Below are 9,097 nucleotides of genomic sequence, written 5' to 3' on the forward strand. Positions count from 1 at the left end.
GTTGCTGCAGCGTGCGCAGCAGCGGTTCGATCAGGCCGAGTTTGGCGAAATTCATGGCAATACCGTCAGGGGGTTCAGCGAAGGCGGCAAGTTTACCGCATCGCCCCTGCCTACTTGCAGATTTCACCTTTCAACGGTTGCACAGGTTCAGGCGCCTTGCGCCACTGCGGCAGGCCGATCAGCACCACCGCGCCGATGATCACTGCCATCGCCACACACTCTTCAGCGCCAATCTGCTCACCGGCAAAGACGATCCCCAGCAGCACCGCCACCGCCGGGTTGACGTAGGCGTAGCTGGTGGCCGCTGCCGGGCGCACGTGCTTGAGCAGGTACATGTAGGCACTGAACGCCAGGATCGAACCGAAGAACACCAGGTAGGCCAGCGCCCCCCAGCCAGCGGCGGTCGGCAGCTGTGTCATGCGTTCGCCCGATAGCACACTGCCCAGCAACAGCACCGCACCCCCGACCAGCATTTCCGCTGCGCTGGCCATCGGCCCCTGGGGCAGCGGCAAGGTCTTGCTCCACACCGAGCCAAACGCCCAGGACGCTGCCGCGAAGATGATCAGCGCCGCACCTATCGGGCTTGCCTGCAGGTTGGAGCCCAGGTTCAGCAGGCCGATGCCCACCAGCCCAAGGGCTATCCCCGCCCACTCCAGCTTCGAATTGCGGTGCCCGAACAACAGGCCGAACAGCAAGGTGAACAGCGGCACCGTCGCCACCGCCAAAGCCGCCACGCCCGAAGCCACGCCGGCATGCTCGGCCACGGTCACCCCGCCGTTGCCACAGCTGAGCAACAAGAAACCGATCGCCCCTGCCGCCCGCCATTGTGGCCAGGTAGGTGCCGGCACGCCGCGCCAACGCAGGAAGCCGTACAGCAGGCCACCGGCGATCAGGAAGCGCACACCGGCCATGAGCATCGGAGGCCAGCTCTCGACGCCGATGCGAATGAACAGGTAAGTGGAACCCCAGACCAGATACAGGGCCAGGAAGGCGCCAATCAGCAGCAGCGGGAAACGAGGGGAGGCAGGCATGGGGAAAACTCGAAATCCGTTTACGGGTGCCTCAGTTTAACGGCCTGCCTGGGTGAAGGGACGTTACAGAACGGGTTCAAATGAGCGGCACAATTCTGGTGCGTTCGACGTAGGCGACACTCCCCCAGACGTTCACTGGCTAATCCCTGCAGTACTTGGCCAGCGCTTCGCGCAGCTTCGCAGCCGGGGTTTTCTGCAGCCGGCAAAGCAGCTCGTGCGACAGTTGCTGAACCCCGTGGTCCTGGCGCAACACACCCGCCAGATGCTGCAGCAGGTTGGCGGCCATTTCGGCATCGGCCATGGCCCGGTGCGCGGTCCCCGTGTCTGGCAACCCAGCCCAGCGTGTCAAAGTGCCCAGCTTGTGGTTTGGCGCGGCGGGCAGCAGGCGCCGTGACAGCAACAGGGAACACGCGAAGGGCTGGCTGCGGCTGCGGCCAATACGGCTCAGCTCGTAATCCCAGAACTTCTGGTCGAAAGCAGCGTTGTGCGCCAACAATGGGGTGCCACCGACGAACTCGGCCACCTCGTTCATCACTTTCTCCACCGGCGGCGCACTGCGCAGCATGGCGGTGGTGATGCCGGTCAGCCCTGCGACGAAGGCCGGCACCGGCACGCCAGCGTTCATCAGGCTCTGGTAGCGCTCGACAATGCGCCCACCCTCGAGCATTACCACCGCCACCTCGGTGGCACGGCAGCCGGTACCGGGGGAAATGCCGGTGGTTTCAAAGTCGATGACAGCGATACGTTCCATGAAAAGACCTTAGTGTTTGAGCAACAGCGCGCCTTCGATGGGCACGTAGCGGGTGGCAGCACGGATCAGTGACAACGCCGTCAGCCCCGGCACGCCATACACCACCGCTTCGGTGCCATGGCGCTGGATTACCCGCTCCAGCAGCAGGTCGAAGTCACCGTCACCGGAGGCCAGCACCACCTGGTCGACCCGGCTGGCCGCGTCGATCACATCCAGGGTAATGCCCACATCCCAGTCACCTTTGGCCGAGCCATCGCTGCGCTGGATGAACGGTTTGAGGCGCACCTCGAAACCGAGGTTGCGCAAGATCTGCTGGAACTGCTGTTGTTTGCTGTCGCCACGGTCGATGGCATAGGCCACCGCCTCGACGATCTGGCCTTCGCGGCTGACATCGGCCCACAGGGCGGTGTAGTTGAAATGGCAGCCGTGGGCCTGGCGCACGGTGTAGTAGAGGTTCTGCACATCGGCGAACAGCGCGATCTTTTTCACCTGGGAACCTCATTTTTGGCCTGGAGTGCTGGGGGGGCTGCTGCGCAGACCTTCGCGGACACGCCCGCTCCCACAGGTATCGCGCGTACACCTGTGGGAGCGGGCGTGCCCGCGAAGGGGCGCAAAGCGCCCCCGGAAATGCCAGCAGTATGCCAGACCTGTCAGACGTAAGAATCGTCGTCCGAGAAGAACCCACCGTCATCGCTGCCAAAACCACCGTCGGCGTATCCGCCCTGGTCACTGCCCCAGCCACCGTTGTCAGCCACTTGCTGCTGCCCGCCCTGGTCGTTCCAGCCGCCACTGTCGCTGGCTGGCGCCGGCTCTTCCTTGATAACCTCGACCACTTCTTCCGGTTGCGAGTTGTGGTTGAACAGGCTGCTGATACCCTGCGCCAGCAGCACACCACCGGCCACACCGGCGGCGGTCTGCATAGCCCCGCCAAGGAAGCTGCTGGCCCCGCTGCGCGCAGGCGCGGCGCCATAGCCAGGCTGCGGCGCCTGAGGTTGGCCAAAACCAGGGGCCGACGGCTCGCGCCAGCCACCACCGGACGCTACAGGGGGCGTCGAAGGGCGCTGTGGCTGCACCGCCGGCGCTGCGTTGCGCCCACCCGAACCAAAGATGCTGGACAAGAAACCACCCCCGCCATTGCTCGGCGCACTGCTGGCGGCTTGTGCCGCCTGAGCCTGGGCACGGGCCTGCTGCAGCTCGGCTTCCAGTTGCTTGTTCTGTTCGTCGAGGCGCTTGATTGCGGCCTCCTGCACCAAAATCGCCTGGGCCATGTAGTAAGGCGCCGCCGGTTGCTGACGCACGTGCTGCTCGATGCACGCCTGGGCTTGCGCGTCACGCGGCTGGCTCGGGTCTTCGGCTTGCTTGAGGCGGCCGAACAGGCCGTCAATCAGGGTTTGTTCTTCAGTGTTCATGGGGCGACCTCGTGGGGTAGCGGGACATCGGACAGCGTCAAAGATGGGGCGTACAGGCGCGGGATTCAATCACTGCTGCGGTGAAACTTTTTTCAGCAAGTGACAGCCCCAGGCCTGCTTTGGGCTAAAGTTAGGCCCCTGTTTTTACTGCCATGCGATGTTGACTGATGAATCCGCTGAGCGTTTTGCGCGACTCCTTGTACTTCTTCCGCCGTCACCTGCCAAACATCCTGCAGCTGTGCCTGCCGCTGGTGGTGGTGGAAGCCCTGGTCACCCAATTGCTGTACCGGCAGCTGGGCGACCAGGCATCACCGGCCTACGGCATGCTGGTCAGCCTGTTGTTCTACCCGCTGTACAGCGCAGCCCTGATCCTGTACCTGGACACACGCAGCAACGGCCAGGAAATCGCCAAGCGCGACCTGTTCGCCCGCGCCCTGCAGCTTTGGCCGCAACTGGCCCTGCTGATCCTGATCAGCTCGCTACTGATCATGGCCGGCCTTGCGCTGTTCATCTTCCCGGGGGTGTGGATCATGATCAACCTGGTGTTCGCCGAGTACCTGCTGGTGCTGCGCGGCCGGCCGGTGGTACAGGCGATGCGCGACAGCGCAAGCATGACCACCGGGCATTTCATGCGCATCATGGTCTGCGTGGTAGGCGTGCTGGCGCCGATCTGGCTGATCGACGGGCTGCTGCTGATGGCCTTCCCCGAGCCATCACCCGGGATGGAACTGGCCATGGACAGCCTCAGCGGCTTCCTGCAACTGTTCAGCACCGTGGTGCTGTATCGCCTGTTCATGTTGCTGGAAGGCGAAGCCAGCACCTGAGGCCACCGGGGAATGTTTTCGGCCTGCCGGGCTGCCCAGCCTTGGCGCCAGAGTGCACATCCTCAATGCTGTTCTAGGAGTGCACCATGAACGAAACCATTCAGGCCGGGTACGCCAGGTCTTTTCGCGGCAAGCTGTACATGCGCGCCGTCGACCGGGACATCCCACTACGCCTCAGCCGCAGTTCAGACAAGTTCAGCTGGGGCATTACCCCAGAGGATGACTGGTTGCAGGCGGGGGGAAGGCAGGACTCGCCAGTGATGGACTTTCATTACCACTCGCGGACCAACGATCGCCTGCACTACCGCATCAGCATGCCTGGGCGCCCGGAGACCAAGAAACTAGGGGTCAGCCGCAATGGTTATCTGGGCTTTTACTGGCATGCAGACGTTAGCGAATACTGGAAAATCGAGCCGCTGGCGCTGACAGATGAAGGCCTTGTCTGCCATCTGCGCGACCAGCGGGGCTACAGGGTCGGCGCCCTCACGGATACGCCGCACAGGAGTGGGGAGTGGGTAGCCTTGCTCAACGTCGAGGAAGGCGAAGTGATCACTTTCCTATTGAGGCAAGCAGATCAAGCTTCACTGGCGGGTGCAATACGATGAATGGCACGACCACTGACACGTCGTGCCCAGCACATGATTTTTTCGGCCTGCCGCACTCGGTGTTGTGCATCAGCGCCCTCTCGGCTTGGCCCGCGCCGTAGCCTCGGCCACCAGAGGGTCGTCCGGCCAGTAATGCTTCGGATAGCGCCCTTTCAGGTCTTTCTTCACCACGGCATAGGTCGTGCGCCAGAAGCTGGCCAGGTCCTGGGTCACCTGCACCGGCCGACGTGCCGGTGACAGCAGGTGCAGCTTGACCTGCTGCCGGCCGTTGGCGATGCGCGGGGTATCGGCAAGGCCGAACAGTTCTTGCAGACGCACGGCGAGAATCGGCGGGGTTTCACTGTAATCCAGGCGGATGTTCGAGCCGGACGGCACGGCCAGATGCGCCGGGGCCTGTTCTTCCAGGCGTTGCGGCAGCGGCCAGGGCAGCAGGTTGCGCAGCATCGACGGCAAGTCCAGCGCGGCAAAGTGGCTGAGGCGCGATACTTTGCTCAGGTAAGGCTGCAACCAGTCTTCCAGGCTGGCCAGCAGGGCTTCGTCCCCCAGGTCAGGCCATTCGCTGTGGCCATCCTTCTGCAGGTCGAGCTGACGCAACAGCGCCACACGTGCCTGCCATTGCCGCAGTTCCGGCGTCCAGGTCAGCAGGTTCAAACCTTTGCGCCGGACCAGGCCAAGCAGCGCTCGGGCCCGGGCTTCATCATCCAGCCCGGGCAGCGGCTCGCGGCTGAGGACCAGTTCGCCAACCTTCACCTGGCGCTCGGCGCGCAACACCTGCTCGCGCTCGTCCCAATCAAGGATATCGACCCGCTCGACCTGTTCGGCCAGCACACCCTCGAGCAACGCCGGATCGAATTCGGCGGCCAGATAGATCCGCTCCTCACGCTGCCCCTGGCGGCTACCCAGGTCGGCGATCACCAGCCATGGGCACTTCATCAATGCATCGACTTCGCCAAACAGGGCCGCACGGCCGTTGGCGAGCCGATACTCCGCTCCACCCGCCCGGCGCTGCTGGGCGACCCGGTCAGGGTAGGCCAGCGCCAGCAGGGCGCCCAGCCAGCGTGGGTGGTCCGGGTCGGCAACCGGTGCACCGACCTTGCCACGCAACAGGCCACGGTATTGCCGGGCCAGCTGACGAGCACGCTGCACACCCCCCTGGCCGCCACGCGCAGCCTTGCTCTCACCGCTGACCAGCGCAAGCCGGCTGTGCAAGTCGGCACCACCGCCACGCTGGATGTCCCGCTCCCCCAGCAGTGCAGCCACATCGCATGCCATCTGTGCCAGGCCCAGGTCCTGGCCGCGCAGCAACAAGTGCGCGATGCGTGGGTGAGCCGGCAGTTCGGCCATGGCCTGGCCATGTTCGCTGAGGGTGTCGCGGCTGCCCGGCCGGAAGGCGCTGAGTCGCGCCAACAGGTCCTGGGCCTGGGCGAACGCTGCAGCTGGCGGCTGGTCGAGCCAGCGCAACTGCTCGGGGGTTACACCCCAGCGCGCCAGCTGCAGGGCCAGCCCGGCCAGGTCGGCCTGGAGAATCTCGGCACTGCCATGGGCGGCCAACTGGTCATGCTGGGCCTCGGACCAAAGGCGGTAGCACACGCCGGGCTCCAGGCGGCCGGCACGCCCCGCGCGCTGGGTGGCACTGGCGCGGGAAATGCGCTGGGTGTCCAGGCGGGTCATGCCGCTGCCGGGGTCGAAGCGCGGCACCCGGGCCAGGCCTGCGTCGATCACCACGCGCACGCCATCGATGGTCAGGCTGGTCTCAGCGATGTTGGTGGCCAGCACCACCTTGCGCAGGCCCTTGGCCGGCGGGTCGATAGCGGCGCGCTGGGCATTGAGGTCGAGTTCGCCATGCAGCGGGCACAGCAGAATCTCGGGTCGCGCCCCCAGGGCGTCCTGAAGGCTTTGGTGAACCCGGCGGATCTCGGCTTGCCCAGGCAGGAACACCAGCACGCTGCCGGCCTGGTCAGCCAGTGCATGCAACACGCTGTCCACCACCCGTGGCTCGATGAACTCGCCTGGCTGGAACGGCCGCCCCCAGCGGATATCCACCGGATGCATGCGCCCTTCGCTGCTGACCACCGGGGCGTCGTCCAACAGCCGCGACAGGCGCTCACCTTCCAGCGTCGCCGACATCAGCAGAATCTTCAGGGGCGGGTCGTCACGCAGCAACTCGCGGCCGTTAAGGCTCAGCGCAAGTGCGAGATCGGCATCCAGGCTGCGTTCGTGATATTCGTCGAAAATCAGCAGGCCCACCCCTTCCAGCGCCGGGTCGGCTTGCAGGCGGCGTGTGAGGATGCCTTCGGTCACCACTTCGATACGGGTTTTCGGGCCGACCTTGCTGTCCAGACGGATGCGGTAACCCACCGTTTCCCCAACCTGCTCGCCCAGCTCACTGGCCAGCCGTTCGGCCGCTGCCCGCGCAGCCAGGCGCCGTGGCTCGAGCATGAGGATGCTCTGCCCGGCCAGCCACGGTTCGTGCAGCAGCGCCAGTGGCACGCGGGTGGTCTTGCCAGCGCCAGGCGGCGCTTCAAGCACCACTTCGTCACGGTTTTCCAGAGCCTGGCGCAGGGCGGGCAAGGCAGCATCAATGGGTAATGAAATCATGGTGGTCCTCGAACAGTCTCGCGAGTATAACGGCGAACCCAGCCTGCTCTATCATGGTCTTAGCATCAGGCGCAGGCGCTTCGCTTGCCCTGCTGAACACTTTTCGGAGATTTACATGCGTATCTCGACCCGCGTCATCGGTGGCGCCCTCATCGCCACCCTGCTGACCCAACTGACGGCCTGCGGCACCATTTTCTACCCGGACCGGCGCGGCCAAATCGGCGGCAAGATCGACCCTGTGGTTGCCGCCATGGATGCCATTGGCATCCTGTTCTATGTAATCCCGGGGCTGATTGCCTTCGGTATCGACTTTGCCACCGGCGCCATCTACTACCCAGGTGGCCGCACTGCCCAGGTTGACCCGGCCAAACTGCAAGAAGCCGTCAGCCCGGATGGCAAGGTCGACAACCTGAAGCTGCAAGCCATTCTGGAAAGCGAACTGGGCCAGCGCCTGCCGCTGAACGACCCACGGCTGATCCAGCACCGCGGCAGCATCGAACAACTGGCCAGTATGGGCCTGGTTCCAGCAGCCTGAGCCACACGGACACTGACCACGGATGATCACTACTCCGGCTGAACACCAGCGCCTGCTCCGCCTGGCCACGCGCGCGTCACTGGCGGTGGCCAGCATCTTGGTGCTGAGCAAGGCGCTGGCCTGGTGGCTGAGCGGTTCGGTGAGCCTGCTGGCAGGGCTGACTGACTCGGCACTGGACGCCGTGGCCTCGTTCCTCAACCTGCTGGCGGTGCACTACGCCCTGCGCCCGGCAGACGACGATCACCGGTTCGGCCATGGCAAGGCCGAGGCCTTGGCCGGTATGGCTCAGGCGCTGTTCATCGGTGGCAGTGCGGTGCTGATCGGGGTGCAGGCGGTCGAGCGCCTGTCCACCCCGCAACCGCTGGGTGATACCTCAATCGGAATCGCGGTGATGCTGCTGTCTCTGGTGCTGACGGTCGCCCTGCTGGCGCTGCAGTACAAGGTCATCCGGCTCACCGGCTCTACTGCGGTACGGGCAGATTCCCTGCACTACCGTTCTGACTTGTTGCTCAACGGCAGCATTCTGCTGGCCCTGTTGCTGGCGCGTTTTGGCTGGCCGCAGCTGGATGCGCTGTTCGGCCTTGGCATCGCCTTTTACATCCTTTGGAGCGCGCTGCAAATTGCCCGCGAAAGTACGGCGATCCTGATGGACAAAGCGTTACCCGGCGACGTTGGCGAGGACATGGCCGCGCTGGTGCTGGCCGTTGCAGGCGTGAAAGGCGTGCATGACCTGCGCACGCGCGTGTCGGGCAACCAGTGGTTTGTGCAACTGCACCTGGAGCTGCCGGGGCAACTGCCACTGCATGAGGCGCACAGCTTGTGCGTGGAGGCCTCGCGGGTGATCCGCCAGCGTTACCCACAAGCGGACGTGATGGTGCACGCCGACCCGGTATGAGGTAACCCCCCATGCCCCACCGATTACGCAATCCCTTGTAGGCGCGGGTTCATCGCGAAAGGGCCGGGGCTGCTGGCCAATTTCCACCTGCCGATCACCGTTGCCGCCGCTACCGTATTCGCGGGTAAACCCGCGCCTACACGCGCACAGGCCGTTGTAGGAGCGGGTTCACCCGCGAATGGGCCGGGCCTGCTGGCCAATTTCCACCTGCCGATCACCGTTGCCGCCGCTACCGTATTCGCGGGTAAACCCGCGCCTACACGTGCACAGGCCGTTGTAGGAGCGGGTTCACCCGCGAATGGGCCGGGCCTGCTGGTCAATTTCCACCTGCCGTTCACCGTTGCCGCCGCTACCGTATTCGCGGGTAAACCCGCTCCTACACGTGCCCACTCCTCTCTACGCGCGCGTTCACCCGCCAAACGCCCCGAGCTCCCTGCCAATTTCCCCCC

General features: G+C 64.8%; 9 protein-coding genes. 4 read left to right on the forward strand and 5 right to left on the reverse strand.

The genetic code is table 11. The features are described from left to right. Positions 1-110 precede the first annotated feature (110 nt). The 4 genes from yedA to ACK59Z_RS25430 form a co-directional block, all read right to left on the reverse strand. Positions 111-1,031: a drug/metabolite exporter YedA gene (gene yedA, locus ACK59Z_RS25415; protein WP_409293944.1), complete on the reverse strand. Its 921-nt coding sequence runs from the start codon at positions 1,029-1,031 to the stop codon at positions 111-113. 139 nt (positions 1,032-1,170) lie between these two features. Further along, on the reverse strand, positions 1,171-1,782 hold the full coding sequence (locus ACK59Z_RS25420; RefSeq protein WP_014592488.1) for a PolC-type DNA polymerase III: 612 nt from the start codon (positions 1,780-1,782) through the stop codon (positions 1,171-1,173). Positions 1,783-1,791: 9 nt separating this feature from the next. Next, positions 1,792-2,271 carry an NYN domain-containing protein gene (locus ACK59Z_RS25425; protein ID WP_010955394.1) on the reverse strand — a complete coding sequence of 160 codons (480 nt, stop codon included), beginning with the start codon at positions 2,269-2,271 and terminating at the stop codon, positions 1,792-1,794. 161 nt (positions 2,272-2,432) lie between these two features. Beyond that, positions 2,433-3,191: a DUF2076 domain-containing protein gene (locus ACK59Z_RS25430; protein WP_409293946.1), complete on the reverse strand. Its 759-nt coding sequence runs from the start codon at positions 3,189-3,191 to the stop codon at positions 2,433-2,435. A 167-nt stretch (positions 3,192-3,358) separates the two neighbouring features. Between ACK59Z_RS25430 and ACK59Z_RS25435 the strand changes: the two genes are divergently transcribed. After that, positions 3,359-4,015, forward strand: coding sequence for a YciC family protein (locus tag ACK59Z_RS25435; RefSeq protein ID WP_003249806.1), 657 nt, complete (start codon positions 3,359-3,361; stop codon positions 4,013-4,015). An 86-nt stretch (positions 4,016-4,101) separates the two neighbouring features. Then, positions 4,102-4,620: a hypothetical protein gene (locus ACK59Z_RS25440; RefSeq protein ID WP_143495095.1), complete on the forward strand. Its 519-nt coding sequence runs from the start codon at positions 4,102-4,104 to the stop codon at positions 4,618-4,620. 69 nt (positions 4,621-4,689) lie between these two features. Here the strand turns inward: ACK59Z_RS25440 and hrpB are convergent, their stop codons facing one another. After that, positions 4,690-7,218, reverse strand: coding sequence for an ATP-dependent helicase HrpB (hrpB, locus tag ACK59Z_RS25445; protein WP_409293949.1), 2,529 nt, complete (start codon positions 7,216-7,218; stop codon positions 4,690-4,692). Positions 7,219-7,333: 115 nt separating this feature from the next. Here hrpB and ACK59Z_RS25450 point away from each other — a divergent pair, with 115 nt between their 5' ends. Both ACK59Z_RS25450 and ACK59Z_RS25455 read left to right on the forward strand, forming a co-directional pair. Further along, positions 7,334-7,753, forward strand: a complete 420-nt coding sequence (locus ACK59Z_RS25450; protein WP_003249801.1) for a hypothetical protein — start codon at positions 7,334-7,336, stop codon at positions 7,751-7,753. 22 nt (positions 7,754-7,775) lie between these two features. Next, positions 7,776-8,648: a cation diffusion facilitator family transporter gene (locus tag ACK59Z_RS25455; RefSeq protein WP_003249799.1), complete on the forward strand. Its 873-nt coding sequence runs from the start codon at positions 7,776-7,778 to the stop codon at positions 8,646-8,648. The last annotated feature ends 449 nt before the right edge of the window (positions 8,649-9,097 follow it).

The sequence above is a fragment of the Pseudomonas sp. KCJK9058 genome (assembly GCF_046230975.1).
Classification (GTDB): domain Bacteria; phylum Pseudomonadota; class Gammaproteobacteria; order Pseudomonadales; family Pseudomonadaceae; genus Aquipseudomonas; species Aquipseudomonas alloputida.

Coding starts and splice junctions, on each gene's coding strand:
- ACK59Z_RS25420 (WP_014592488.1), bottom strand. CDS start 1,782: ATGGAACGTATCGCTGTCATCGACTTTGAAACCACCGGCATTTCCCCC.
- yedA (WP_409293944.1), bottom strand. CDS start 1,031: ATGCCTGCCTCCCCTCGTTTCCCGCTGCTGCTGATTGGCGCCTTCCTG.
- hrpB (WP_409293949.1), bottom strand. CDS start 7,218: ATGATTTCATTACCCATTGATGCTGCCTTGCCCGCCCTGCGCCAGGCT.
- ACK59Z_RS25455 (WP_003249799.1), top strand. CDS start 7,776: ATGATCACTACTCCGGCTGAACACCAGCGCCTGCTCCGCCTGGCCACG.
- ACK59Z_RS25440 (WP_143495095.1), top strand. CDS start 4,102: ATGAACGAAACCATTCAGGCCGGGTACGCCAGGTCTTTTCGCGGCAAG.
- ACK59Z_RS25435 (WP_003249806.1), top strand. CDS start 3,359: ATGAATCCGCTGAGCGTTTTGCGCGACTCCTTGTACTTCTTCCGCCGT.
- ACK59Z_RS25430 (WP_409293946.1), bottom strand. CDS start 3,191: ATGAACACTGAAGAACAAACCCTGATTGACGGCCTGTTCGGCCGCCTC.
- ACK59Z_RS25450 (WP_003249801.1), top strand. CDS start 7,334: ATGCGTATCTCGACCCGCGTCATCGGTGGCGCCCTCATCGCCACCCTG.